The organism is Streptomyces sp. NPDC021622, assembly GCF_040640795.1.
Classification (GTDB): Bacteria; Actinomycetota; Actinomycetes; order Streptomycetales; family Streptomycetaceae; genus Streptomyces.
The window spans coordinates 107454-131988 of sequence record NZ_JBFACK010000022.1 but is presented as its reverse complement, the minus strand read 5'-3'; the positions used below and the strand labels follow the sequence as shown (position 1 = coordinate 131988).

General features: G+C 70.5%; 21 protein-coding genes and 1 pseudogene. 10 read left to right on the top strand and 12 right to left on the bottom strand.

The window, feature by feature from the left end; all coding sequences use genetic code 11:
* Positions 1–235: 235 nt before the first annotated feature.
* Positions 236–1261 (top strand): LacI family DNA-binding transcriptional regulator, encoded by a 1026-nt coding sequence (locus tag AB0G47_RS35230; RefSeq protein WP_360778309.1) that lies wholly within the window; start codon positions 236–238, stop codon positions 1259–1261.
* Between the two features lie 22 nt (positions 1262–1283).
* On the opposite strand, the gene AB0G47_RS35225 is transcribed toward AB0G47_RS35230, so the two are convergent.
* Complete coding sequence (locus AB0G47_RS35225; protein ID WP_360778413.1) at positions 1284–1415, bottom strand: hypothetical protein; 132 nt, start codon at positions 1413–1415, stop codon at positions 1284–1286.
* 5 nt (positions 1416–1420) lie between these two features.
* Here AB0G47_RS35225 and AB0G47_RS35220 point away from each other — a divergent pair.
* From AB0G47_RS35220 to AB0G47_RS35210, 3 genes and pseudogenes are all read left to right on the top strand, one after another.
* Positions 1421–2946: pseudogene (locus AB0G47_RS35220) on the top strand (carbohydrate binding domain-containing protein).
* Positions 2947–3004: 58 nt separating this feature from the next.
* Entirely contained in the window at positions 3005–3502 is a 498-nt protein-coding gene (locus AB0G47_RS35215; protein ID WP_360778305.1) for a peptidylprolyl isomerase, read from the top strand.
* 181 nt (positions 3503–3683) lie between these two features.
* A complete protein-coding gene (locus tag AB0G47_RS35210; protein ID WP_360778302.1) occupies positions 3684–4889 on the top strand; it encodes a histidinol-phosphate transaminase in 1206 nt (401 codons plus the stop codon).
* Between the two features lie 6 nt (positions 4890–4895).
* On the opposite strand, the gene AB0G47_RS35205 is transcribed toward AB0G47_RS35210, so the two are convergent.
* From AB0G47_RS35205 to AB0G47_RS35195, 3 genes are all read right to left on the bottom strand, one after another.
* Positions 4896–5951, bottom strand: a complete 1056-nt coding sequence (locus AB0G47_RS35205; RefSeq protein WP_360778299.1) for a glycoside hydrolase family 43 protein — start codon at positions 5949–5951, stop codon at positions 4896–4898.
* 31 nt (positions 5952–5982) lie between these two features.
* Positions 5983–7299 (bottom strand): MFS transporter, encoded by a 1317-nt coding sequence (locus AB0G47_RS35200; protein ID WP_360778297.1) that lies wholly within the window; start codon positions 7297–7299, stop codon positions 5983–5985.
* A gap of 147 nt (positions 7300–7446) precedes the next feature.
* Positions 7447–8370 carry a LysR family transcriptional regulator gene (locus tag AB0G47_RS35195; protein WP_360778294.1) on the bottom strand — a complete coding sequence of 308 codons (924 nt, stop codon included), beginning with the start codon at positions 8368–8370 and terminating at the stop codon, positions 7447–7449.
* Between the two features lie 103 nt (positions 8371–8473).
* On the opposite strand from AB0G47_RS35195, the gene AB0G47_RS35190 reads away from it, so the two are divergent.
* Positions 8474–9304: an oxidoreductase gene (locus tag AB0G47_RS35190; RefSeq protein ID WP_360778291.1), complete on the top strand. Its 831-nt coding sequence runs from the start codon at positions 8474–8476 to the stop codon at positions 9302–9304.
* A gap of 52 nt (positions 9305–9356) precedes the next feature.
* Here the strand turns inward: AB0G47_RS35190 and AB0G47_RS35185 are convergent, their stop codons facing one another.
* Together AB0G47_RS35185 and AB0G47_RS35180 are read right to left on the bottom strand one after the other, a co-directional pair.
* Positions 9357–10019 carry an alpha-ketoglutarate-dependent dioxygenase AlkB gene (locus tag AB0G47_RS35185; protein ID WP_360778288.1) on the bottom strand — a complete coding sequence of 221 codons (663 nt, stop codon included), beginning with the start codon at positions 10017–10019 and terminating at the stop codon, positions 9357–9359.
* Positions 10016–11233, bottom strand: a complete 1218-nt coding sequence (locus tag AB0G47_RS35180; RefSeq protein ID WP_360778286.1) for a methyltransferase — start codon at positions 11231–11233, stop codon at positions 10016–10018. The genes AB0G47_RS35185 and AB0G47_RS35180 overlap by 4 nt, the downstream gene beginning before the upstream one ends.
* A 256-nt stretch (positions 11234–11489) precedes the next feature.
* Between AB0G47_RS35180 and AB0G47_RS35175 the strand changes: the two genes are divergently transcribed.
* From AB0G47_RS35175 to AB0G47_RS35165, 3 genes are read left to right on the top strand one after another with little or no spacing between them, the layout of a single operon-like run.
* Positions 11490–12959: an aldehyde dehydrogenase family protein gene (locus tag AB0G47_RS35175; protein ID WP_360778283.1), complete on the top strand. Its 1470-nt coding sequence runs from the start codon at positions 11490–11492 to the stop codon at positions 12957–12959.
* A complete protein-coding gene (locus AB0G47_RS35170; protein WP_360778281.1) occupies positions 12956–14542 on the top strand; it encodes an APC family permease in 1587 nt (528 codons plus the stop codon). The genes AB0G47_RS35175 and AB0G47_RS35170 overlap by 4 nt, the downstream gene beginning before the upstream one ends.
* A gap of 22 nt (positions 14543–14564) precedes the next feature.
* Complete coding sequence (locus AB0G47_RS35165) at positions 14565–16127, top strand: GMC family oxidoreductase N-terminal domain-containing protein (RefSeq protein WP_360778278.1); 1563 nt, start codon at positions 14565–14567, stop codon at positions 16125–16127.
* Positions 16128–16159: 32 nt separating this feature from the next.
* On the opposite strand, the gene AB0G47_RS35160 is transcribed toward AB0G47_RS35165, so the two are convergent.
* The 3 genes from AB0G47_RS35160 to lnt form a co-directional block, all read right to left on the bottom strand.
* Positions 16160–16870 carry a hypothetical protein gene (locus AB0G47_RS35160; protein ID WP_360778275.1) on the bottom strand — a complete coding sequence of 237 codons (711 nt, stop codon included), beginning with the start codon at positions 16868–16870 and terminating at the stop codon, positions 16160–16162.
* A 118-nt stretch (positions 16871–16988) separates the two neighbouring features.
* Positions 16989–17462, bottom strand: coding sequence for an NUDIX domain-containing protein (locus AB0G47_RS35155; RefSeq protein ID WP_266869501.1), 474 nt, complete (start codon positions 17460–17462; stop codon positions 16989–16991).
* 10 nt (positions 17463–17472) lie between these two features.
* A complete protein-coding gene (gene lnt / locus AB0G47_RS35150; RefSeq protein ID WP_360778271.1) occupies positions 17473–19080 on the bottom strand; it encodes an apolipoprotein N-acyltransferase in 1608 nt (535 codons plus the stop codon).
* Between the two features lie 242 nt (positions 19081–19322).
* Between lnt and AB0G47_RS35145 the strand changes: the two genes are divergently transcribed.
* Positions 19323–20390 (top strand): O-antigen ligase family protein, encoded by a 1068-nt coding sequence (locus AB0G47_RS35145; protein ID WP_360778268.1) that lies wholly within the window; start codon positions 19323–19325, stop codon positions 20388–20390.
* On the opposite strand, the gene AB0G47_RS35140 is transcribed toward AB0G47_RS35145, so the two are convergent.
* Positions 20347–20901, bottom strand: coding sequence for a hypothetical protein (locus tag AB0G47_RS35140; RefSeq protein WP_360778265.1), 555 nt, complete (start codon positions 20899–20901; stop codon positions 20347–20349). The two genes, AB0G47_RS35145 and AB0G47_RS35140, sit on opposite strands and share 44 nt — an antisense overlap.
* Before the next feature lie 88 nt (positions 20902–20989).
* Entirely contained in the window at positions 20990–21802 is an 813-nt protein-coding gene (locus tag AB0G47_RS35135; protein WP_360778262.1) for an aspartate/glutamate racemase family protein, read from the bottom strand.
* Positions 21803–21833: 31 nt separating this feature from the next.
* Between AB0G47_RS35135 and AB0G47_RS35130 the strand changes: the two genes are divergently transcribed.
* Positions 21834–23009, top strand: coding sequence for a glycosyltransferase (locus AB0G47_RS35130; RefSeq protein WP_360778259.1), 1176 nt, complete (start codon positions 21834–21836; stop codon positions 23007–23009).
* A gap of 3 nt (positions 23010–23012) precedes the next feature.
* Here AB0G47_RS35130 and AB0G47_RS35125 read toward each other — a convergent pair whose 3' ends face one another.
* Entirely contained in the window at positions 23013–24308 is a 1296-nt protein-coding gene (locus tag AB0G47_RS35125) for a TerD family protein (RefSeq protein ID WP_360778256.1), read from the bottom strand.
* Positions 24309–24535 lie beyond the last annotated feature (227 nt).

The window sequence follows — 24535 nt, the reverse complement described above, 5'->3', positions numbered from 1 at the left end:
CCCCTTCGTTCTCCTCCACTTACTTCCGTACTTGCTTCGGTCGCCTGCTCGTTCTCGTACGTTCTCCAAGGTCATCGCCTAGGAAAACGTCTTCCTTCCTCGGATGGTAGCGAGCCGGAGCGGGCAATCGTCAAGAGGTCAACTCAGGTCATTGGACTGGGAGTTGCCGCATGCCGTTGCCAACCTGCGGCGTCCTGTGCCATGTTGAGGCAAACGTTTCCCGTGGAGGTGGGTCATGACGTCACTGGTGGATGTCGCCCGCGCGGCGGGGGTGGCCGTGGCCACCGCATCGCGGGTGCTGAGCGGGTCCAACCATCCCGTCTCGGCGAAGACACGCGCCAAGGTCGTCGCGGCCGCCGAGAAGCTGGACTACTCGCCCAGCGCCCTGGCGCGGGCGATGGTCTCGCCCAACAGCCGCCTCATGGGCGTTCTGGTGAGCGACATCGTCAACCCGTACTTCGCCGTGATCGCCCGGGGCGTGGACGACGTGGCGACCCGGGCCGGCTACGTGACCATGCTGTCCAACGTCGACCGGAGCACCGCCACGGAGATCAGCCGGCTGCAGGCGATGCGGGACTACCGCGCCGCGGGAGTGGTCTTCGCGGGCAGCGGTTACGTCGACGACCCGCAGCGACCGGCCCTGCTCAAGGCCGTCCGCCAGGCGCAGGAGCAGGGCATCCGGGCCGTGTCGCTCGCCGACCGCGACCTCGGCTGCCCGACCGTCACCGTCGACAACCACGCCGCCGCCCACGACATCACGGACCACCTCGTCGCGCTCGGCCACCGCAGGATCGCGTTCATCGAGGGTCCGGCCGGCATGACCGTCACCCGGCAGCGCAGGGAGGGCTTCATCGCCCGTATGCGCGAGGCAGGACTCGGCAGCGGCGCGCACTGCGTGCCGGGCGGTTTCGATTACGAGGCCGGTCACACCGCGACCCTGCGCCTCATCGCACGCCGGCCGCTGCCCGATGCCGTACTCGCGGCCAACGACGAGGTCGCGGTCGGTGCGCTCGGCGCCCTGCGTCAGGCGGGCATCGACGTACCGGGCGAGATCTCCGTCGCCGGCATCAACGACCTCAGGGTCGCCCAGCACGTCGGCCTGACCACGGTGAGCCTCCCGCTGTACGAGATGGGCTCCCTGGCCGCCCGCCACATCATCGAGTCCGCGCCGGGCGCCGCCACCGACGGCGCCGCGACCACCACGCTCAGCCATCGGCTCGTCCCCCGGGAGACCACCGCCCGGCGCCCGCCGGAGCGATGAGGTCCCACCGTTTCCCGGCCCGCTACTGCCCGGCCAGACCGGTATGTGCCACGCCGCTGATGATCTGGCGCTGGAAGAAGACGAAGACGATGACCAGGGGCAGGTCGAACGCCGGGCGCGTCAACGGTTCGGACGGCACGGTGGCCGAAGTCACCAGCACTGCTGGCCGGAACGCTCGCCACGGGACCCACCGCCGCGGCCGACCCCACCGACTACACGATCGACGTCGACCCGACCCGCACCGGCGCGAAGATCGACGACTCGATGTACGGCGTCTTCTACGAGGACATCAACCGCGCGGCGGACGGCGGCCTGTACGCCGAGCTGGTCCAGAACCGCTCCTTCGAGTACAGCACCGCCGACAACGCGTCCTACAAGCCGCTGACTTCGTGGGAGACGTCCGGTTCCGGTTCCGCCGTGGTGGTGAACAACGACGGCCGCCTCAACGCCCGCAACCGCAACTACCTCTCCCTGGACGGCGGTTCGTCCGTCACCAACTCCGGCTACAACACCGGCATCGCGGTCACCAAGGGAAAACGCTACGACTTCTCCGTCTGGGCCCGCACCGGCGCGGCGGACAGCGCGCCCCTCACCCTGCGCGACGCCTCCGGCGACCTCGCCCCGGCCCGCCGGGTCACCGCGCGCGGCGGCTGGGCGAAGTACGAGGCCGTGTTCACCGCCGGCCGCACCTCCGCCACCGGCCGCCTCACCGTCACGTCGGGCGCACCCGTCGCCCTCGACGAGATCTCCCTCTTCCCGCGCGACACCTTCAAGGGCCGCCCGAACGGCCTGCGCAAGGACCTCGCCCAGCAAGATCGCCGACCTGCGGCCCGGCTTCCTGCGCTTCCCCGGCGGCTGCCTGGTCAACACCGGCTCCCACAAGGCGTACGACGAGAAGTCCGACTGGCAGCGCAAGCGCTCCTACCGAAGCCCTTCCGCCTGACCCACCTCGAAGTCGGCAACGAGGAGAAACGACCCCCGCCACGTCCGGGCCCATCACCGGCGCCGTCGGCCTGCCCACCTGGGCGACCAGCGCGGCGTACGACGATGTGTCGGTCACCGGCGAGGACGGCGGCACGCTCCTCTCCGACGACTTCTCCGCCGGTGACGGCCAGTGGACCCGGGCGGCGGACAGGGGCAGCTGGGCGGTCCGGGACGGTGCGTACGTCCAGTCCGACGAGGCCGCCGAGAACACCTTGGTCACGGCGGGCGACAAGGGCTGGCAGAACTACGACCTGAACGTGAGGGCCACCAAGAAGTCCGGCGAGGAGGGCTTCATGGTCGCCTTCGGCGTCAAGGACACCGGCAACCACTACTGGTGGAACCTGGGCGGCTGGAACAACACGCAGTCGGCCGTCGAGAAGACCGCCGAACCGTTCCGCCAGGTCGTCACCCGCGACAAGGCCAGGGGTGACGTCATCCTCAAGGTCGTCAATGCTCAGGGCTCAGCTGCCCGCGCCAAGATCGATCTCGGCTCGGGCGCACGGGTCGCGCCGAGCGCGAAGGTGACGACCCTCGCCGCCGACCCGGCCGCCGAGAACACCAAGGACGCGACTCCCGTCAGGCCAGTCGAATCGACGTTCGAGGGGGTGTCCGACGCCTTCTCGTACACCTTCCCGGCGAACTCGATCACCTTCATGAGGATCAAGATCGACGACATCATGCCTGGTCACCGGGGTCGCTGAGGGCTCTTCGGGGGGTTCGGTTGGCGGGTGGGGACAGGGCAATGACAGGATGAGGCGCATGACCATCAAGGCTTATTTCGACATCACCATCAATGACAAGGCCGAGGGCCGGATCACGTTCAACCTGTTCGACGACGTCGTGCCGAAGACCGCGGAGAACTTCCGCGCGCTCTGCACCGGCGAGAAGGGCTTCGGCTACGCCGGCTCGAGCTTCCACCGCGTCATCCCGGAGTTCATGCTTCAGGGCGGCGACTTCACCCGGGGCGACGGCACGGGCGGCAAGAGCATCTACGGCGAGAAGTTCGCCGACGAGAACTTCACGCTCAAGCACACCAAGCCGGGTCAGCTCTCGATGGCCAACGCGGGCCCGAACACCAACGGCTCGCAGTTCTTCATCACCACGATCGTCACGAGCTGGCTGGACAACAAGCACGTGGTGTTCGGCGAGGTCGCCGACGAGGAGAGCATGGCCCTCGTCAAGAAGATCGAGGCCCTCGGCTCGCAGTCCGGCGCCACCAAGGCCAAGATCACCATCTCGGCTTCCGGCGTCCTCTAAGCACCTGGCATGAGCCCCCGCCCCGCGAGGCGGGGGCTCACCCATGTCACAACTGCATGCAGGCGCTGGTGATCCTCGTCATCAACAGCGCGCTGATGTGCCGGTTGAGCAAGCCCCGCCCCGCGTCCGTATGTACGGGAGACAGCACCTCCCCCATCCGGCGCACCCGAAGGCAACCTCCATGGCAGACGCGGGCACCGTCACCGCCCTCTTCCGCGCGTCCACCGCGCACAGCCCCTCGTACTCCACGCTGAGCCGGGCGGCGGAGGGCGGGCGGCTGCTCGTCGACTTCTGCATCCCGTGCAATCCGTACTTCCCCACGCCCGAGATGTTCGAGGAGCTCGGCGGTCGCCTCCGGGACATCCTCACCTACTACCCGAGCAGCGCGGACACCGTGACCGCCGAGCTGAGCGCGGCGCTCGGGCTCAATCCGCAGACCGTCGCGATGGGCAACGGCTCCACCGAACTCATCACCTGGATCGACCACTTGCTGGTCCGTGACGCGCTGGCCGTCCCGGTGCCGACGTTCGGGCGGTGGACCGATCAGCCGATGGAGACCGGCAAGCGGGTCGACATGTTCCCGCTGCCGCAGGCCGCCGGATTCGCCCTGGACCCGGCGGCCTTCGTCGACTTCGTACGCGCCCGCGGCTCCCGCACTGCCGTCATCTGCAACCCCAACAACCCGGACGGCGGCCTGCTGCCGCGCCACTCGGTGCTCGCGCTGCTCGACGCGCTGCAGGACCTGGACCTGGTGGTCGTGGACGAGTCGTTCCTGGAGTTCGCCGACGCCGAACCGCAGCCGACCGTGGTGGACGAGGCGGTGCTGCGCCCCAATGTGATCGTGCTGCGCAGCCTCGGCAAGAACTTCGGGCTGCACGGCGTGCGCTTCGGCTATCTCGTCGCCAACCCGGGCCTGGCCGGCAAGGTGCGCGCCGCGCTGCCGAAGTGGAACCTCAACTCCTTCGCGGAAACCGTGGTGTTCATGCTGAAGCAGCACCGCCACGCCTACGACCTGAGCCTGCGTCAGGTGCGCCGGGACCGCCAGGAGATGATCTGGCACCTGGCCCGCCTGCCCGGCCTCGTCACCTATCCCTCGCACGGCAATTTCGTGTACGTCCGGCTCCCCGACGGCGTCGACGGGGCCGAGCTGCGGGACCGGCTCCTGGAGGAGCACGGCATCCTGATCCGTGAGTGCGGCAACAAGATCGGCAGCTCAAGTCGCTTTCTGCGTCTGGTGGTCCGCCCCTCGGCCGATGTGCAGAGGCTGCTCAGCGCTCTCGAACAGACGCTGCCGTCGGGTGCGGCGGGCGGACTGCCCGTCCCTTATGCCTCCGGGACCTACACCTCCGGGACCGCCGCCGTGGACCGGCTTGTGATGCGGGCCTGAGTTCCCCTACCGGGCGTCGGGCACGGGGACCCCGAAGTCCGGTGTGCCGTCGGCCTTCCAGCCGAGCTGCTGGATGCGGGTGTGGCGGTTGGGGTCGTTGAGGGGGTCGCCCTCGATCTCCTTGTACTGGCGTGCGTGGTAGACGAGGACGTCGGTGCGGCCGTCCTCGGCGACGGTGAAGCAGTTGTGGCCGGGACCGTACTGGCCGGTCGTGTCGTTCCTTGTGAAGACCGGGGTGGGCGACTTGGACCAGGAGGCGGGGTCCATGAGGTCGCTCGTGTCGTCGGCGGTGAGCAGACCGACGCAGTAGTTGAAGTCGGTGGCGGAGGCCGAGTAGGTGAGGAAGACCCGGCCGTTGCGCTGGATGACGTACGGCCCCTCGTTCACCTTGAAGCCGACGCACTCCCAGTCGTACTCCGGTGTGGTCAGCCGGATCTGAGAGCCCGTCAGGGTCCAGGGGTTGGCCATCCGGGACAGGAAGACTCCGGTGTTGCTGTCCTGTCCGGGCTCGTGCTGCGCCCAGGCGAGGTAGCGGCCGCCCCGGTGCGTGAAGGTGGTGGCGTCCAGGGAGAAGGTGTCCCAGGCGGTGGCGATCTGTCCTTTCTCGGTCCAACTGCCTTTGAACGGATCGGCGTTGGTGTTCTCCAGGACCCAGATGCGGATCTTCCACACGTCGTCGGCGGGGGCCGCGGCGAAGTAGACGTACCAGGCGCCGTCGACGCGGTGGAGCTCCGGGGCCCAGATGTGCGCGGCCATGTCACCGCTGGTGTGCCGCCGCCAGATGACGGACTCGTCGGCCTGCGTGAGACCCCGCAGGGTGCGCGAGCGGCGCAGCACGATGCGGTCGTACTCGGGTGCGGTGGCCGTGAAGTAGTAGTGGCCGTCGGTGTGCCGGTGGATGTGCGGGTCGGCGCGCTGTTCGACGAGCGGATTGCGGTAGGCACGCGGCCCCGACGCGGCGTGGGCCGGACCCTGGGCGAGGCCCTGCGCGGCGATGACGGCGCCGGTGGCGAGGGTCCCTCGCAGCACACCCCTGCGGCTGGGCAGATCACTCCGGCTCATGCGACTCCTTGGGTACGGGAACGGATGCGGGCTACGAGGTGAGCTTCTCGGCGGCCGACGGCAGCCCCGCCGAGGGCGTGGCGGGCGGCGGCGTGTTCAGGGCGCGTCGTAGCAGCGGCACGGCGAGCAGGCCGAGCACCGCCACCGCGAGGAGGAAGAGCAGGCCGGTCAGGGCGCTGCCCGTGGAGTCGACGACCGCCGCGATGCCGAGCGGCCCGAAGCCGCCGCCGAGGTTGCCGACCGCGTTGACGGCGGCGATGCCGGCCGCAGCGGCGGCGCCCGTGAGGAAGCGCGGGATCAGCGCCCAGAAGGCGGGCTGTGCCGCGTATCCGCCGACGGCGGCCGCGCACAGCCCGAGCATCTGCACGACGGGCGAGCCGAAGAGCGCGGTGACGGTGAACCCCGCGACGGTCAGGGCGAGCATCGCCGCGGTCCAGAGGTAGGGGGTGTCGCGGCGGGCCACCAGGCGCGGCACGATCACCAGGCCCGCGGCGACGCACACGTACGGAATCGCGGAGACGAAACCGACCTCGGTGCTCGTCAGGTCGCCGAAGCCGTCGATGATCGTGGGCAGCCAGAAGGACAGGCCGTAGGTGGAGAGCGGGAAGGCCAGGAAGAAGACGGCCGCGGTCAGGACACGGCGGTCGCGCAGGACCCCGAGGGCGTGCCGCGGCTGCTCGCCCGCGTCGGCCCGGTCGGCGGCCAGGGCGTCGGTGAGCCACCGCCGCTCGTCCGGCGCCAGCCAGCCCGCGTCCTCGGGTCCGGCGGGCAGGCGCAGCAGGACGACGGGGGCGACGAGCACGGCCGGGATGCCGGTGGCGAGGAACACCCACTGCCAGCCCGTCAGACCCCACGTCCCGTCGAGGTCCATGAGGACGCCCATCAGCGGATTGCCGACGATGAAGGACACCGGCGCGGCGAGCATGAACGCGCCGATGGCGCGGCCGCGATGGCTGCCGGGGAACCAGCGGGAGAGGTAGTAGAGCACTCCGGGGAAGAACCCGGCCTCGGCGGCGCCGAGCGCGAACCGCGCGAGATAGAACTGCCAGGTGCTGTGCACGAGGGTCGTGGCGATGGTGACCAGGCCCCAGGTCAGCAGGATCCGCGCGATCCAGCGGTGCGCGCCGACACGGTGGAGCAGCAGATTGCTGGGCACCTCGAACAGGGCGTACGCGGTGAAGAAGAAGACCTGCCCGAGGGTGAACGCCGTGGCGCCGACGCCCAGTTCGGCCTGGAGCTCCAGCTTCGCGAAGCCGACGTTCGAGCGGTCGATGTAGGCGATCACATACAGCAGGCCGAGAAACGGCAACAGCCGCCATGCCGCCTTGCGCAGCACCCTGCTCTCCATCAACGGGCCTCCCCACACGCGACGTTCGATATTTCGTACGTCATCTGTAATCTCGAACGCCGAAACGGTAAGGGCGTGTTACGGCGGGGTCAACGGTGCCGACGAGGAAAGCGGAAATCGGCGGGAGACTTCAGCTCCGCGGGAACTTCAGCTCGGCCCGCCCCCGGGGGCCGCCGGGCCGAGCGCTCCCTTGCAGGCCGTGACGTACGCCCGCACCAGCGGACGCCGGTCGTCCGCGCGCCAGGCCAGGGCGAAGCGGCTTGGGGTGATGCCGCGGACCGGGCGGGTGACGATGCCGCCGAGGGTGATCAGGGGCGCGTTGCCGGTGGCGACAAGACAGACCCCGCGGCCGTCCACCAGCGCCTCGTACGTCTCGTCGGTACTGGCGATCTCGGCGCCGATCCGTGGCGGCCTGCCCTCGCGGGCGTCCAGGGCGAGCCAGTAGTCGCGCAGCGCCCCCGCGCTCTCGGGCAGCGCGAGGAACGGTTCGTCCAGGAGGTCGGCGAAGTCGATCTCGTCGCGGGCCGCGAGGCGGTGCCCCTCCGGCAGGGCGACGTGGCGCGGCTCCTCGGCGACCACGAGCCATGCGTAGCGCGCCATGTCGGGCAGCGGCAGCCAGATGAACGCGGCATCCGCCGCGCCGTCCGCGAGGCCCGCACTCGGATCCTCCCAACTCACCTGACGCAGCCGGATGGTGGCCGCCGGATGCGCCTCGGTGAAGCGGGACCGGACGGCAGGTAGCAGCCCTCCCCGTCCCGGCCGCGTGCTCATGCCGACCACGAGCGTGGCCCGCTCCTGCGCCTTGGCGCGTTCCACCGCCGCCATGCCCGACTCCCAGACCTCCAGGACCTGTTGGGCGTGCGGAAGGAGCGCGGAACCCACCGCCGTCAGCCGCACCCCTTGACGGTCCCGCACGAACAGGTCCGCGCCCAGCTGCCGTTCCAGCATGCGTATCTGCTTGCTCAGCGCGGGCTGCGAGACGAAGAGCCGCTCGGCGGCCCGCGTGAAGTGCAACTCCCGTGCCACGGCGGCGAAGTAGCGGAGGTTCCTGCTGTGTACGTCCATAACCATCAGCTATCACGTCAGGTCTTGGACGGGCCACTCGCCCCGGCGGCAGGCTGATCCGCGTACAGAGAAGAGCGAGGAAGTCCGTTACATCTCCAGGGAGTTCGCGATGACGAAGGTTTGGCTCGTGACGGGTGCGAACAGCGGCTTCGGCCGGGCGATCACCGAGGCGGCCGTCGCCGCCGGCGGCGTCGTCGTGGCGACCGCCCGCAATGTGGCGGCCCTGGACGACCTGGCCGCCGCCCACCCCGACCAGGTCGAGGCGCTCACCCTCGACGTGACCGACACGGCGGGCATCGAGGCCGCGGTGCGGGACATCATCGACCGCCACGGACGGATCGACGTCCTGGTGAACAACGCGGGCCGCAGCCACGTCGGCGCCCTGGAGGAGGACTCGGACGCCGAGCTGCGGGCCCTGTTCGATGTGCACGTATTCGGCCCCGCGGCGCTGGCCCGCGCCGTCCTTCCGCACATGCGGGCGCGCCGCTCCGGGGCGATCGTGCAGATGAGCAGCATGGGCGGGCAGATGTCGTTCGCCGGGTTCTCGGCGTACAGCGGCACCAAGTTCGCCCTGGAGGGGATCTCCGAGGCGCTGGCGCAGGAAGTGGGGCCGCTGGGCATCAAGGTCCTGATCGTGGAGCCCGGCGCGTTCCGCACCAGCCTGTTCGGCAACACCAGCGCAGGCGCTGTCGAGATACCGGACTACGCCGAGACGGCGGGCGCCACCCGCAAGATGGTCGCGGGCGGCGACGGGGACCAGCCGGGCGACCCGGCGAAGGCCGCCGCCGCGATCATCGCCGCGCTCGACGCCGACGAGACGCCGCTGCGGCTTCCGCTGGGCGACGACGCGGTGGACGCGGTCGTCGGGCATCTCGACGCGGTCCGCGCGGAGATCGCCGCGTGGGAGCCGGTGACACGGGCGACGGCCTTCGACGCCTGAGTCATTCCAGAGCCTGTTTCATTCCCGAGCCTGAGTCATTCCCGAGCCTGAGTCATTCGAGGCCGCTCACCCGCAGCGTGATGTTCAGCCGCCCCGTCAGACCGAGGTCCGGCGGGGCGGTTTCCGCGTACACCCGCGGCACTCCGTGATAGGCGAGCCGCGAAGGCCCCCCGAAGACGACCAGGTCGCCGCTGCGCAGCTCGATGTCCGTGTACGGCTTCGTCCGCGTCTCCGTGTTGCCGAAGCGGAAGACGCAGGAGTCGCCGAGGGACAGCGAGACCACCGGGCAGGGCGACTCCTCGTCGGCGTCCCGGTGCATGCCCATGCGGGCCTCGGCGTCGTAGAAGTTGATGAGCGCGATGTCGTACTCATCGGCCGTCCCATCGAGCCCGCCCCCATCGCCATAGGCAGCCGCCACGGCAGCCCGCCCCAGCGAGGCGACCCAAGGCGGCATCGGCTTCACCGGGGCGCCGTCACCGTCCACCGCGGTACGCGCGTACCCGTACGGAAACCAGTGCCAGCCGAGCCCCACCTGACGGGCCGTCATCACGCCGCCGCCCGGCGTCCTCACCGTCCTGAGACCGGCCGGCGGACGGGCCCACTCCCTGCACGACGCGACCAGGTTCCGCTGCTCGTCGAGCGTCAGCCAGTCCGGCACGTGCACGGCACCGGGCGCGATCTCCGACCGCGTCCGGGGAAACAACTCGCCACTCATCGGGACGAGTTCCCCTCTTCGTTCCCCTTTTCGCGCCCCTTGGCGTGCCCCTTCACGGCGCGCAGGACCACGAACTTCGGGTCACTGGCGACGACTTGGGAATTGCCGAAGAGCTTGCGCAGCTTCACGTGGTACCCGAGGTGGCGGTTGCCGACGACCCACAGTTCACCGCCGGGGCGCAGCGCGGCGCGTGCCCCGCTGAACATCCGCCAGGCGGTCGCGCCGGTGGTCGCCTGGTGGCTGTGGAAGGGCGGGTTGTTGAGGACGAGGTCCACCGACCCGGCGGGCACGGCCGCCAGCGCATCGCCCGCGACGAACTCCGCCTTGGTGGACTCCTCGGCGTTGGCACGGAAGGTGGCCTCCGCCGACGCGACCGCCTGGTAGGACTCGTCGATGAAGGTGACCGTGGCCTCAGGGTCGGCGACGGCGGCGGCCGTGCCGAGCACGCCGTTTCCGCAGCCCAGGTCCACGATGTGCGCGCCGCCCTTGCCGGTCGGCAGATGGCGCAGGAAGAAGCGGGTGCCGATGTCGAGGCGTTCGGCGCAGAAGACGCCCGCGTGATTGACCACGGTGAGTCCCGAGCCCGCTCCGGAGTCGCCGTCAAGGACATAGCTGCGCGGCCAGGGGCTCGAGCCGGCGGCCGTCCGCTGATCCGGCGTACAGAAGATGAGGCGCGCCTTCTGCCGGGCGAGGGAGGTCCGCGTGGGGCCGATGATCCGCTCGAACAGCTCCAGGGTGGAGGTGTGGATCTCGGTCACCATGCCCGTGCCGACGACCACCGTGCCCGCGTGCAGGGCGGGGGCGAGCCGGTGCAACTGGTCCTCGAGAAGTGCGAGGCTCTTCGGCACGCGGACCAGGAGGACGTCGATACGGTCCGGCGGGGTGTCCCGGGTCGTCGAGAGCCGCACCGCGTCCGACGCGAGACCGGCGCGCGCCACATTGGCCCGCGTCGCCTCGTGCGCGAGGAACGAGTCGGTGATCAGCGTGGGCGTGTGCCCGCGCCCGGCGAGCACGGTGGTCAGCGCACCCCAGCGGTCGCCGACGACGGCCACCGTGCCGGAGAGGTCGACGGGCTGCGCCGCGTCCTCCGTCTCGCCCGCGAGATGCCGCAGCAGATAGGCGTCGGCCGCGGACCAGGCCCGCAACTGGTCGCGAGGGTCCTCGGGAAATCGTGTGAGGTCGTACGCGCCCCATGACGTGGTCAGCCGGTTCATCGTGCCTTCAGGCTAACGGAGTGACGACCGTGCGATCTTCGCCCTGTACGCAGGGGCCCAGTCGGCGGGTGACAGACGGCCGCGGTCACCGCCGGCGCCCGTCGGCACCCGCCGGACAGCGGCGCCCATAGTGCGCGTACGGCGTGTGCTCCTTACCGTCTAGGGGTGGAGCACGTTCCGCCGATCAAGGATGACGGAGCGTGACCGGCCGGGCCTCGGTCGGGTCGTCTCCGCGTATCCGACCGGAGGAGCCGTCATGCCGGAGCTGTTCATCGGCGGTAAGTGGACCGCCGCCGTGGACGGGCAGGTTCGGGAGATCCGCTGCCCCGCCGACAACACCCACATCGCGGCCGTCGACGAGGCAGGGCCGAAGGACGCCGCCGCGGCGATCGCCGCGGCACGCGAGGCCTTCGACTCAGGACCGTGGCCGCACACCCCGGCCGCCGAACGCGGCCGACTGCTGCTGCGCGTGGCCGACCTGCTGGAACGCGACAAGGACGCACTCGCCCGCGCCGAATCCCTGGACACCGGGAAGCGGCTCGTGGAGAGCGAGTACGACATGGACGACATCGCCAACTGCTTCCGCTACTTCGGCAACCTGACGGCGGCGGGTGGCCCGGACCGGATCGTGGACGCAGGCAATCCGGAGGTGGACAGCCGGGTGGTGCACGAGCCGGTCGGGGTGTGCGCCCTGATCACCCCGTGGAATTACCCGCTGCTGCAGACGGCCTGGAAGGTCGCCCCGGCCATCGGCGCGGGCAACACCTTCGTCCTCAAGCCCAGTGAGCTGACCCCGCACACCGCCATCATCCTGATGCGGCTGCTCACCGAGGCCGGGCTTCCGGCCGGGGCCGCCAACCTGATCCTCGGCGCGGGCCCCACCGCGGGCGCACCGCTCAGCGAGGACCCTCGCGTCGACTTGGTGTCCTTCACCGGCGGGCTCGTGACCGGGCGCCGGATCATGGCCGCCGCGGCGCCCACGGTGAAGAAGGTCGCCCTGGAACTGGGCGGCAAGAACCCCAACATCGTCTTCGCCGACGCCGACTTCGAGGCGGCGGTCGACTACGCCCTGATGGCGATCTTCCTGCACTCGGGGCAGGTCTGCTCGGCCGGGGCGCGGCTCCTCGTCCAGGACGAACTGCACGACGCGTTCGTCGACGAGGTGGTCGCGCGCGCCCGGCGGATCCCGCTCGGCGGCCCCTTCGACGACAACGCCCGCACGGGCCCGCTGATCTCCGCCGCGCACCGCGCCAAGGTCGAGGCGTACGTGGCGGCCGGCATCGCCGAGGGTGCGGTGCTTCGCTGCGGCGGCGCCCGCCCCGACGACCCGGCGCTGCAGGACGGCTACTACTACCTGCCGACCGTCCTCGACGAGTGCACGCCCGGCATGTCCGTGGTCGCCGACGAGTCCTTCGGTCCTGTGCTCACCGTCGAGCGGTTCCGGGACGAGGAGGAGGCGCTCGCGCTGGCCAACGACACGGTCTACGGCCTTGCGGGGGCCGTCTGGTCGCAGGACACCGGCAAGGCCCAGCGTGTGGCGTCCCGGCTGCGCGCCGGAACCGTATGGATCAACGACTTCCATCCGTATGTGCCGCAGGCGGAGTGGGGCGGCATGAAGCAGTCCGGCTTCGGCCGCGAACTGGGACCGGCGGGACTCGCCGAGTACCAGGAGGCCAAGCACATCTGGCGCAATCTTGCAGCGACCCCGCAGAGGTGGTTCGAATGAGTACGGAACCCGGAGCGGGCCCCGGTCCCGCCGTCCCGGAGAAGACCCAGGGCGAGCACGACGACGACGCGCTGGGCGAGCTCGGCTACAAGCCCGAACTCAAGCGGACCCTGGGCAACTTCCACACCTTCGCGGCGGGCATCAGCTACATCTCGATCCTCACCGGCACCTTCCAGCTCTTCTACTTCGGCGTCAGCTTCGGCGGTCCCGCCTACTGGTGGTCGTGGCCGATGGTCTTCGTCGGACAGCTGATGGTGGCGCTGTGCTTCTGCGAGCTGGCCGCCCGCTATCCGGTCGCCGGTTCGGTCTACAACTGGGCCAAGACGATGGGCGGCCCGCATGTGGGCTGGCTCGGCGGCTGGATGATGATGACGGCCACGATGGTGACGCTGTCGGCCGTGGCGCTCGCCTACCAGATCACGCTGCCGCAGATCGACGACTGGTTCCAGTTCGTCGGTGACGGCACCGGCAAGAACGACGCGGCCGCGAACGCCGTACTGCTCGGCGCCGTGCTCATTCTCTTCTCCACCGTGGTCAACGCCTTCGGTGTCAAGCTCATGGCCCGGATCAACTCCGCGGGCGTGTTCATCGAGCTGATCGCCGCCGTCGCCCTGATCGTCTTCCTGGCGGCGCACATCACCCGCGGCCCGAGCAGCGTCCTGACGGAGACGTACGGACTCGGCAGCGGCCAGAACCTCGGGTACCTCGGCGCGTTCCTGACCGCGTCCCTGGCGTCGGCGTATGTGATGTACGGCTTCGACACGGCCTCGTCGCTCGGCGAGGAGTCGCACAATCCCGGCCAGAACGCGCCCCGTGCCATCCTGCGGGCGCTCATCGCGTCCTTCCTCATCGGCGGTCTCATCCTGCTCTTCGCCCTGATGGCGGTGCCGGACCTGCACGCCGAGGAACTGTCGACGGGCGGACTGCAGTATGTGGTCCTCGAGACGCTCGGCTCGACCATCGGCGAGATCTTCCTGTGGTGCGTGGTCGTCGCCATCACTGTCTGCGTCCTTGCCGTGCAGGCCGCCGGCATCCGGCTGATGTTCGCCATGGCGCGGGACAACAACCTGCCCGCGGGCTCGGCACTCGCCCGGGTCAGCCCACGGTTCCAGACGCCCGTGGTGCCCGCCGTGCTCATCGGTGTGGTGGGTGTCGTCATCCTGGTGATCAACATCAACCAGCCGCAGATCTTCTCGGTGATCACGAGCATCGCGATCATCATGATCTACCTGGCCTATCTGCTGGTCACCGTACCGCTGCTGCTCAAGCGGCTGCGCGGTCAATGGACGCCCGCCGAGGGGAACTTCTCGCTCGGCCGGTGGGGTCTTCCGATCAACATCGTCGCCGTGCTGTGGGGCGCCGCCATGTCGCTCAACCTCGCCTGGCCGCGCGCCGAGGTGTACAACGCGACGGGCCCGCAGCACTGGTATCTGCGCTGGGGTGCCTTCCTGTTCATCGGCGTCGTCGCGCTCGGCGGCTTCGCCTACTACTGGTTCGTGCAGCGGCACAAGACCGGCGTGCTCGAGGAGCACCGCGTCCAGTCCGCGACCCCCATGCCGCCGCCCCCGGCCGCCGCCCCCTGAATCCGCAGATCCTGGAGACGTGATGCCCGCAGAGAGCCCCTTGTCCGAGTTCGACTACGTGGTGGTCGGCGGCGGTACGGCAGGCGCCGTCGTCGCCGCCCGGCTGACCGAGGACCCGGACGTCCGCGTCTGCGTGCTTGAGGCAGGTCCCTCCGACGTCGGCGACGACAACATCCTCCAACTGGACAAGTGGATGGCCCTGTTGGAGTCCGGCTACGACTGGGACTACCCGGTCGAGCCGCAGGAGAACGGCAACAGCTTCATGCGGCACGCGCGCGCCAAGGTGCTCGGCGGCTGCTCGTCGCACAACTCCTGCATCGCCTTCTGGGCACCCGCCGAGGACCTCGACGAATGGGGCACCCTCGGCTGCACCGGCTGGAGCTCCGCGGACTGCTTCCCGCTCTACCGGCGCCTGGAGACCAATGACGCGCCGGGCGACCACCACGGCCGCTCGGGCCCGGTGAACATCCTCTCCGTGCCGCCCAAGGACCCCTGCGGCTCGGCCCTGTTGTCCGCGTGCGCCGAGGCGGGCATCCCCACCACCCCGTTCAACACCGGCAAGACGGTGGTGCGCGGCGCCCACTGGTTCCAGATCAACTCCCGTCCGGACGGCACCCGTTCGTCCGCGTCGGTCTCGTATCTGCACCCGATCCTGGGCAAGCGGCCGAACCTCGAAGTACGCACGGGCCTGCAGGCCAAGCGGCTCCTGTTCGACGAGAGCCGGCGGTGCACGGGCGTCGAGTACCTGGAGCCCGACACCATCCACTCCGGTACGGTCCACGCGCGCCGCGAGGTCATCGTCTCCTGCGGTGCCATCGACTCGCCGAAGCTCCTGATGCTCTCGGGCATCGGCCCGGCCGCGGAGCTGCGGGAGGTCGGCGTGGAGGTCAGGGTGGACTCCCCCGGGGTCGGCTCCCACCTCCAGGACCACCCCGAGGGCGTGATCATGTGGGAGGCGAAGCAGCCCATGGTCACCTCGTCCACCCAGTGGTGGGAGATCGGCATCTTCGCGGACACCGAGCCGGGGCTCGACCGCCCCGACCTGATGTTCCACTACGGCTCGGTGCCCTTCGACATGAACACCTACCGGCGCGGCTACCCGACCACCGACAACGCCTTCTGCCTCACCCCGAACGTCACGCGGGCCCGCTCCATGGGCACGGTGCGGCTGCGCACCCGCGACTTCCGGGACAAGCCGAAGGTCGACCCGCGCTACTTCACCGACGAGCACGACATCCGCGTGATGACGTACGGCATCCGGCTCGCCCGGGAGATCGCCGCGCAGCCCGCGATGGCGGACTGGACGGGCGCCGAACTCGCGCCGGGCCCCGAAGTCACCACCGACGACGATCTGTTCGCGTACATCCGCGAGACCCACAACACCGTCTACCACCCGGCGGGCACGGTGCGGATGGGCGCGCCGGACGACGCGGACTCGCCGCTCGACCCCGAGCTGCGCGTCAAGGGCGTCACAGGGCTTCGGGTGGCCGACGCTTCGGTGATGCCGTTCCTGCCCGCGGTCAACCCGTGCATCACCACGATGATGATCGGCGAGAAGTGCGCGGACATGATCAAGGGGAACTGAGGCGCTAAGAGCAACTGAGGCGCTGGGGACGGCTACAACTTGCCGCAGTAGAGGTTCATTTCCCTCAGCTTGCCGCCATTGTGGTAAACGCCTTCGTGGGCCTTGGCGACCCACTTCACCTTGCGCATTCCGGTCGGCGTGAGGCGGGTGTCCATCAGGTATCCCTGCCGGGCGAGGTCATGCGTGTACACCTTCGAGCCCGGCTTCGTGGACCTGAACTTGTGCCGGACCCAGCCCATGCCCCAGGAGCGGATGACGACCTGCTTTCCGCGGGCACAGCTCTTTGTGCCGCTCTTCCTGGCCATGACCTTCGTGGAGCGGCCGCTCCTCTTCTCGCCGCCGTCCTTGCTGCAGTAGGCGTACACCTTGAAGAGGTTCTTCTTGCCCTGCCCCCAGTCACTGGTGACCTTCCACTGCACCTTGCGGTGCCAGGTGGGAAGGGGGTGGGTGGCCATGCCCGAGGGGTCGAACGCATAGCGCGCGGAGTGCAGCTTTCCGCCCGGAACACGCCACGAGAGGCGGGTCCACCCGATGGCGGTGACGAAGACATGCGCGGTCTTTCCGCGTCCGCAGCTCTTCGTCCCCTTCTTGGAATGGAAACCGTCGGCCGCGGCGACCGCGGGCGCCTTCTTCGCCTGGGTGGCGGCCGCGGCCGGCGTCGGCCCGTTCAGCCCGACCGGCGCGATGACCGCGGCGGCCGCAAGCGCGCTGACCACCATGCCCGCGCGGCGATTCATCTGCATACAGCGTCTCCCCGTGAATTCACGATTGCCGTCAACTCCCGTCGAAATTACGGGAGGTGACGGCTCATCGGTATTGTCCGAAAGGGCAACGCGAGGAACGCCGTGCGGCAGGGTGCTCTCAGGAGCGGTCGAACCAGGTGGGCTGTTCCTCCGCCATCGCCTGCTTGATGCGGAAGACCCCGAACTCGTGCAGGTCGGGCAGCGCGTCCGTGGCGAACCAGCCCACTTCGAGGGACTCGTCGTCATTGACCCGTGCCTCGCCGCCGACGGCCCGGCAGCGCAGCGTGATGTCCATGAACTGGCAGGTGTCGCCGTTCGGATACGTCACCGGCTCCAGCGCCTCGACAAGCACCACCCGCTCGGCCACGCAGTGCACCGCGGTCTCCTCGAACACCTCGCGCACGGCGCACTCGGCGGGCTGCTCCCCCGGGTCCGGGATCCCGCCGATGACCGACCACTTGCCGTTGTCGGAGCGCCGTCCGAGGAGCACTCTGCCCTCGTCGTCGAAGACGATGGCGGTGACCCCGGGAAGCCACAACAGCTGCTGGCCGGCGTCGGCCCGGATCGTACGGATGAAGTCAGGAGTAGCCATGCCGTCGACCCTAACGGGAGCGCTTGGCCCGTACGGACACCGTGACCGCCCAGCCGATGCCGCCCGCCGCGATCAGCACCAGGATGCCTTCGGGCAGGACGCCGTACCGGGTGGCCGGGGTCTGTGAGGAGCGCAGCGGCACCTCCTGGACGAGCGAGTCGGCGGTGAACCACGTGGTCTTCTGGGAGACCTCGCCGTCGGGCAGGATGATCGCGCTGACGCCGCTGGTGACCGGGACGGTGACGGTGCGGCTGTGCTCGACGGCGCGGATCCGCGACATGGCCAGCTGCTGGTAGGTCATCTCGCTGCGGTCGAACGTCGCGTTGTTGCTGGGTACGGAGATCAGCTGGGCGCCGTGTGTGACGGTGTCCCGCACGGCCCAGTCGAAGGCGGCTTCGTAGCAGGTGGCGAGGCCGACCTTGGTGCCCGCCATGGTGAAGACGCCGGGCTCGGTGCCGCGGCTGAAGTCCTGGCGCACCATGCCGACGTCGCTGCTGAAGAAGCCGACGACGGAGCGCAGCGGGATGTACTCGCCGAAGGGCTGGATCTGCCGCTTGTCGTAGGTGTCCGTGGGGCCCTTCTTCGGGTCCCACAGGATCTGCTCGTTGAAGAGCTTGCCGTCCTTGGCCTCGACGACGCCGCCCACGGAGATGGGGGCGCCGATCGCCTTGACCGCGCGCTCGATCGCCTCGCGCGCGTCGGGGTTGGTGAACGGGTCGATGTCGGAGGAGTTCTCCGGCCACAGCACGAAGTCCGGCTGCTTCGCCTTGCCCGCCTCGACCCGGTCGGCGAGCCGTTCCGTCTCGCGTACGTGGTGGTCGAGCACGGCACGGCGCTGGGCGTTGAAGTCGAGCCCGGCCTGCGGGACATTGCCCTGGATGGCCGCGACGGTCGCGGTGCCGTCCTCGGCGTCATCGCTGACCAGCGGCTTCGCGGCGAAGGCGCCGACGACCGGGACGAGCACGCTCAGGACGGCCGCGGCGGCGGCACCACGGCGCACCCCACGCGTGCCGCGTGCGTCGCGCACCTGGCGGACGATCTCGTACAGGCCGAAGCCGCACAGAACCACCGCGAACCCGAGGACCGGGGTCCCGCCGAGCGCGGCCAGCGGCAGGAAGACGCCGTCCGCCTGCCCGAAGGCGATCTTTCCCCAGGGGAACCCGCTGAAGGGCACACGCGCGCGTGCCGCCTCACCGGCGATCCAGAGGGCCGCCGCCCACAGCGGGTAGCCCGGCAGCCGTGAGACGACGGTGATGCCCGCTCCCACCAGGGCCACGAACATCGCCTCGATGGCGGCGAGCGCGAGCCAGGGTCCCGGGCCGACCTCCACCCCGGTCCACACCAGGAGCGGCAGCAGGAAACCGAGCCCGAAGAGGTAGCCGAGCCCGAGGCCCGCCTTCCAGGTCCGGCCGTGCAGGCACCAGGCGAACACCGCGAAGGCCGGCAGGGCCAGCCACCACAGGGTGCGGGGCGGAAAGCTGACGTAGAGCAGCACTCCGGAGAGTGCGGCCGCGGCGGCCGGGACGAGCGCGCGCAGGACGCGGGCCTTGCGCGAGGCGGGCGCGGACTGCGGTCCGAGCTGCTCCGACTCGTCTACGGGGGTGGTGGTGGCGGTCACTCGGGGAGTCTACGGCGCCCGACTTGCCCACGGACAGCTCGGTCGGCATCGGCCGCTCTGGCGGGATGCGCTGGTGGCGGGCGGTTCCGGCACCCGCTTGCCGGATCGTTCCTGCGCAAGGCATCCCCAATGCGGGGCCGCAGCGACTACCGTGTGCCCGAGTCCCCGACGTGCGGCCAGATCCAGCCACCGCGATCGGGGCCCGTCACGCAACGGGGGGCGACGGGGTGGGGGCAACGGGGATGGCCGCGACGGCCGGTCCACCAGGGGCGTACGAGCGACGCGGCGCGTCCGACGCGCCGGGCGTCGCCCTGCTCGGTGTCTGCGCCGCCTGGACCTTGATCACCGCGGGTGTGCACGGCGGTCAGCCGGAGGGCGTCCTGCTCGCGGTCCTCGCCGTGGCCGCGGGATACGCGGGCGGCCGGATCTGCGGGACGCTGCTGCCGGTGGCCGCGCCCTGTGCCGGGGCGCTGGCCGGAATCGGCCTGGCGGCCGCCGCACCGAGGCTCTCGCCGGGGCCCGTGGGCACGGCGCCCCTTGGCCACACCGGCGCCACCGCCGCGCTCCTGATCCTGGCATCGGGCGCGGCCTGCTGCGCTGCCTGGGCCGCCCGGAAGCCGGCGCTTCGCCTCGTGCTGCGGCTGCTGGCCGCGGGCACGGTGGTCGCCGCCGCTGCGCTCGGCTCGATGGCCGGGGTCGCCGCGTGCACCGGGATCCTGCTCTGCTCGCTGGCGGCCGCCCTGATGCGGCGCCGGGCCCTCGGTCTGCTCGGCCTGGCCCTGGCCACCGTGGTGGTCACCGGCCTGACCTGGGCGATCGCGGACGACGTACTGCCGGACGGGCTCTCCGCGTCCTTGGAGGGCCAGCTCGACGGGCACCGCGTACAGCTGTGGCAGGACGCCCTCGACCTGGCGGGCCGGGAGCCCGCGCTCGGCGTGGGCCCGGGACGGTTCGGGGACGTCAGCCCGACCGTGGCCGAGAATCTCCTCATCGACGGCACTCCGCACTCGGCGCCGCTGCAGCAGGCGGCCGAGCAGGGCTTCGCGGGCGTGGCCCTGCTGGCGGCGGTGTTCTGCTGGCTTCTGTACGCGCTGTACCGCTCGCCGCGCTCGACCCAGGTCGTCCTGTCGGCGGGGGCCGCCCTGACGGCGCTCGCCGCCGTGGCCTCGGTCGGCAACGCGCTGAGCGTCACGGCGGTGACCACAGGAGCGGGCTATCTGGCGGGCATCGCGACCGCGCGGCCGCTGAGCGACGAACTGTCGCAGGTCAGGCCGTCGGGCTCCCCGCCATGGGCAGCCGGTCCCGGATGATCCGGACGGCCGCCTCGGCGTTGTCGACGGTGACCGTGAACGTATGGCCGTCCCACAGCTTGAGGACCAGGCCTTCGCCGCGCCGGACCACGACCGCGGTGCCGACGTCGGGCCGCGAGCGGTAGCCCCAGCCGCCCCACTGCCGGGGGCTGACGGCCTGCGCGAAGTCGGCGCCCACCACGTGGGAGAGGGGGATGCGGCGGCGCGGCAGGCCGATGTGGCCGCAGCGCACTTCGAGGCACTCCTTGTCGACCTTCACTGCCACATGGACGAAGGCGAGGGTGCCGAACAGGATCAGGAGCCCGGCCGCGATGCACCCCACGACGGACATGGCGAGGGCCGCGATCCCGGACGTCCACATGCTGTCGACGGCCAGCTCGATGCCGAGCGCGATGCAGGCGGCACCTGCCAGCGCCAGCAGCCACTGGAAACGATTGGTCGCGCTGCCGGTCCAGACTTCCGGCGGGGCGCCGGCCGCGCCGTCCGACTCGCCGTGGGTGTGGTCCCTCATGCGAATGAGACTACTCAGGTTCCGGCCCGAAGGCACCGCGTCGCGGAGCGTTACTGCTCCATGCGGGCCTCGACGAGCCCGGCGGGCCTCAGCGCGCCTGGCTGACCGCCGCGAGCAGCCGGCCTTCCGCATAGGTGCGGGCGGCTGCGGGCAGCTCGGAAAGACGGCCACTCAGGATCACCGTCAGACCACCGTCCGTACCAGTACCCGGGCCGGGAAGCACTCCGATCCTGCGCAGCGCCTGGCCGGCGACCGCACCGGCGGAGCCGTGCAGGACCAGGGGCGGCAGCTGCGGCTGCTGCACGGCTGCACGGATACGCTCCGCAACCAGCTCGTAATGGGTGCAGCCCAGGACGACGGTGCTTACATCCCGCGGAGTGAGTGCTGCCGCGGCAGCGATCGCCCGGTCGATGGCCGCCTCGTCCGCGTACTGCACGGCGTCCGCGAGGCCGGGGCAGGGGACCTCGGTGACACGGGCGCCGCCCGCGAACTCCTCGATGAGGCCACGCTGATAGGGGCTTCCCGTGGTGGCGGGCGTGGCCCAGATGGCGACCGAACCACCGCTCGCCGTCGCGGGCTTGATCGCCGGCACGGTCCCGATGACGGGCAGACCGGGTTCGAACCGGGCCCGCAGTGCGGGCAGCGCATGCACGGTGGAGGTGTTGCACGCCACGATCAGTGCGTCAGGTCGGTGCTCGGCGGCGGCTTCGGCGACCGCGAGCGAGCGCTGGACGATGTCCTCGGTGGTGCGCGGCCCCCAGGGAAGTCCGTCGGGGTCCGATGAGAGGACGAGATCGGCGTCCGGCCGCAGGCGACGTACCGCGGCCGCGGCGGCGAGCAGTCCGATACCGGAGTCCATGAGCGCGATCTTCACCCGGTCACCATAGTCGATCGGCCTCATCGGCCCGGTGCCGTGGGGCAGACTGCGGCGGATGAGCGCCGTTGCATGGACCGCCGCCGGATCGCTTGCCGCTTGGCTGTGGCTGCTGTTGGGGCAGGGCTTCTTCTGGCGTACGGACCTTCGGCTGCCGCCACGTCGCGACCCGGACGCCTGGCCGTCGGTCTGCGTCGTCGTCCCCGCACGCGACGAGGCCGAGGTGCTGCCCCAGAGCCTGCCCTCGCTCCTCGCCCAGGACTATCCGGGGCGGGCCGAGGTCTTCCTTGTCGACGACGGGAGTTCGGACGGCACCGGCGAGCTCGCCCGCACGCTGGCGGACCGGCACGGCGGCCTGCCGCTGACCGTCGGCTCGCCCGGTGATCCGCCGCCCGGCTGGACGGGCAAGCTCTGGGCCGTACGTCATGGAATCGCCCTGGCACGCGCGCGTGCACCCCGTTATCTGCTGCTCACCGACGCGGACATCGCCCATGAGCCGGACAGCCTGCGGCAGTTGGTGGCGGCGGCGGAGACGGGCGGCTTCGACCTCGTGTCGCAGATGGCGCGGCTGCGGGTCGTGAGCGTGTGGGAGCGGCTCGTCGTCCCGGCCTTCGTGTACTTCTTCGCGCAGCTGTACCCCTTCCGCCGGATCGCGCGGAAGGGTTCGCGCACGGCCGCCGCGGCGGGCGGGTGCGTCCTGCTGAGCTCTGCGGCCGCCGAGCGTGCGGGGATTCCCGACTCCATCCGGCACGCGGTGATCGACGACGTGTCGCTGGCGCGGGCGGTGAAGCGCACGGGCGGCCACATCTGGCTGGGGCTCGCGGAGCGCGTCGACAGCGTGCGGCCCTATCCCCGGCTCGGGGACCTGTGGCGGATGGTCTCGCGCAGCGCCTACGCCCAGCTGCGGCACAACCCGCTGGTGCTGCTCGGCACGGTCCTCGGGCTCGCGCTGGTCTATCTGGTGCCGCCCGTCGCGCTGTTGGCCGGCCTGGCGGCCGGGAACGCGGCCACGGCCGTGCCCGGCGGGCTCGCGTGGCTCCTGATGACGGCCACGTACCTCCCGATGCTGCGCTACTACCGGCAGCCGCCGTGGCTCGCTCCCCTGCTGCCGTTCACCGCCTTCCTCTACCTCCTGATGACGGTCGACTCGGCGGTGCAGCACTACAGGGGGCGCGGTGCGGCGTGGAAGGGGCGGACGTACGCCCGCCCCGATCCCACTCCCGAACAGCGCTGAGGGTCACTTCCTGCCGGGCGTCCAGTTCATGCCCCACCCGTAGGCGTAGTCGATGGTGCGCTGGGGGCTCACGCCCCGCTCGGGGACCAGGTAGCGGGCCTCGCGCTTCACGAAGAGGTCGCCGTTGTTGTTCGTGATCAGCGCGAGCGCGCACACCGTGGAGGGCACCGTGCACTCGTCGAGCGAGAAGTCGATGGAGGCGCCGTGCTGCGGCTGCAGCGTCACGGTGGCGTTCAGGTCGGCGAAGCTGCGCGCGCCTTCGTAGATCGTCACGAAGATGACGATGCGCTTGAAGTCGTTGATGTGGTCGAGGTTGACGGTGAGGTTCTCACCGGTGGCGACCGCTCCGGTGCGGTCGTCGCCGTCGAGCAGCAGGTACGGGGGCTGGTCCAGCGCCCCGAAGGCGTTGCCGAGCGCCTGGACCACTCCCTTGCGGCCGTCGGCCAGTTCGTACAGGGCGCACAGGTCCAGGTCGAGGTCGGCGTGCATCGCCACGGCCCGGCCGAGCTTGGCGCCCCAGCCCTTGAACTGCTTGCGCACCTCCCAGTTGAGGTTCACGCGCATCGCGCCGGATGTGCCGCCCTGCTTCTTCAGCGAGACGGACGGCGCGTCCTTGGTGAGCGTGACCTTCGACAGGCGTACGGGCTGGGCAGCGGGCGCGGCGGGCGCCTGGGCGGGCGGCGGCGGGGCCTGGACCGGGGCGGCGGGAGCCGGAGGCTGCACCGGGGCCGGGGCGGCGACGGGCGGGGCCGCCTGCTGGGGCTCGTCCACCGAGATGCCGTAGTCCGTGGCAAGGCCCTCGAGGCCACTGCCGTAACCCTGTCCGACGGCACGGAACTTCCACGCGCCCTGGCGGCGGTAGAGCTCACCGAGGACGAACGCCGTCTCGACGGTCGCGTCCTCGCTGTCGTAGCGCGCGATCTCGACGCCGTTCGCCGCGTCGACGACGCGGATGAAGAGTCCGGGGACCTGCCCGAACGTTCCGCCGTCCGTCGAAGCGGCGAGCACCACGGTCTCGATCGCGGGCTCCACGCGCGCGAGGTCGACGGCGAGCGCGTCGGTCACCCGGCCGCCCTCGGTCTTCTTGCCCTCGTGGCGCACCGCCCCGGAGGAGTGGACCGCCTGGTTGTAGAAGATGAAGTCGTCGTCCGAGCGGACCTTTCCCGAAGAAGCCAGCAACAGCGCCGACGCGTCGGCGTCCGGCACCCCCGGCCCCGAGGACCACCCCAACTCGATCCGCACGGCAGGTGCCGGCACCGGAACATTCGATCCTTTAGGCATTGTCATGTCCGCCCCCATCGCAAGTCGCCACATCCGGCCGGGCCGCCGATTCGTTCATGACCAACCTATTACCCGGACCTCGAAGAGGCCCATGTCCGCCGCGGATCCCCCTTCCCGCAGCCCTTCCGTCAACCATGCGTCAACCGCCGGTAACCCGTTCGGAGCTTGGCTTTTACACGATCCGTACGGCGCTGCGCGACCGATTTTTCCTAAGTTCGCTCGCATTGGGGATGCCCAGTCACTAC

Bases quoted from the DNA above. Each gene is read 5' to 3' on its own strand.
- AB0G47_RS35230 (WP_360778309.1), top strand. From the start codon at position 236: ATGACGTCACTGGTGGATGTCGCCCGCGCGGCGGGGGTGGCCGTGGCC.
- AB0G47_RS35215 (WP_360778305.1), top strand. From the start codon at position 3,005: ATGACCATCAAGGCTTATTTCGACATCACCATCAATGACAAGGCCGAG.
- AB0G47_RS35210 (WP_360778302.1), top strand. From the start codon at position 3,684: ATGGCAGACGCGGGCACCGTCACCGCCCTCTTCCGCGCGTCCACCGCG.
- AB0G47_RS35205 (WP_360778299.1), bottom strand. From the start codon at position 5,951: ATGAGCCGGAGTGATCTGCCCAGCCGCAGGGGTGTGCTGCGAGGGACC.
- AB0G47_RS35200 (WP_360778297.1), bottom strand. From the start codon at position 7,299: ATGGAGAGCAGGGTGCTGCGCAAGGCGGCATGGCGGCTGTTGCCGTTT.
- AB0G47_RS35195 (WP_360778294.1), bottom strand. From the start codon at position 8,370: ATGGTTATGGACGTACACAGCAGGAACCTCCGCTACTTCGCCGCCGTG.
- AB0G47_RS35190 (WP_360778291.1), top strand. From the start codon at position 8,474: ATGACGAAGGTTTGGCTCGTGACGGGTGCGAACAGCGGCTTCGGCCGG.
- AB0G47_RS35185 (WP_360778288.1), bottom strand. From the start codon at position 10,019: ATGAGTGGCGAGTTGTTTCCCCGGACGCGGTCGGAGATCGCGCCCGGT.
- AB0G47_RS35180 (WP_360778286.1), bottom strand. From the start codon at position 11,233: ATGAACCGGCTGACCACGTCATGGGGCGCGTACGACCTCACACGATTT.
- AB0G47_RS35175 (WP_360778283.1), top strand. From the start codon at position 11,490: ATGCCGGAGCTGTTCATCGGCGGTAAGTGGACCGCCGCCGTGGACGGG.
- AB0G47_RS35170 (WP_360778281.1), top strand. From the start codon at position 12,956: ATGAGTACGGAACCCGGAGCGGGCCCCGGTCCCGCCGTCCCGGAGAAG.
- AB0G47_RS35165 (WP_360778278.1), top strand. From the start codon at position 14,565: ATGCCCGCAGAGAGCCCCTTGTCCGAGTTCGACTACGTGGTGGTCGGC.
- AB0G47_RS35160 (WP_360778275.1), bottom strand. From the start codon at position 16,870: ATGCAGATGAATCGCCGCGCGGGCATGGTGGTCAGCGCGCTTGCGGCC.
- AB0G47_RS35155 (WP_266869501.1), bottom strand. From the start codon at position 17,462: ATGGCTACTCCTGACTTCATCCGTACGATCCGGGCCGACGCCGGCCAG.
- AB0G47_RS35145 (WP_360778268.1), top strand. From the start codon at position 19,323: ATGGCCGCGACGGCCGGTCCACCAGGGGCGTACGAGCGACGCGGCGCG.
- AB0G47_RS35140 (WP_360778265.1), bottom strand. From the start codon at position 20,901: ATGAGGGACCACACCCACGGCGAGTCGGACGGCGCGGCCGGCGCCCCG.
- AB0G47_RS35135 (WP_360778262.1), bottom strand. From the start codon at position 21,802: ATGAGGCCGATCGACTATGGTGACCGGGTGAAGATCGCGCTCATGGAC.
- AB0G47_RS35130 (WP_360778259.1), top strand. From the start codon at position 21,834: ATGAGCGCCGTTGCATGGACCGCCGCCGGATCGCTTGCCGCTTGGCTG.
- AB0G47_RS35125 (WP_360778256.1), bottom strand. From the start codon at position 24,308: ATGGGGGCGGACATGACAATGCCTAAAGGATCGAATGTTCCGGTGCCG.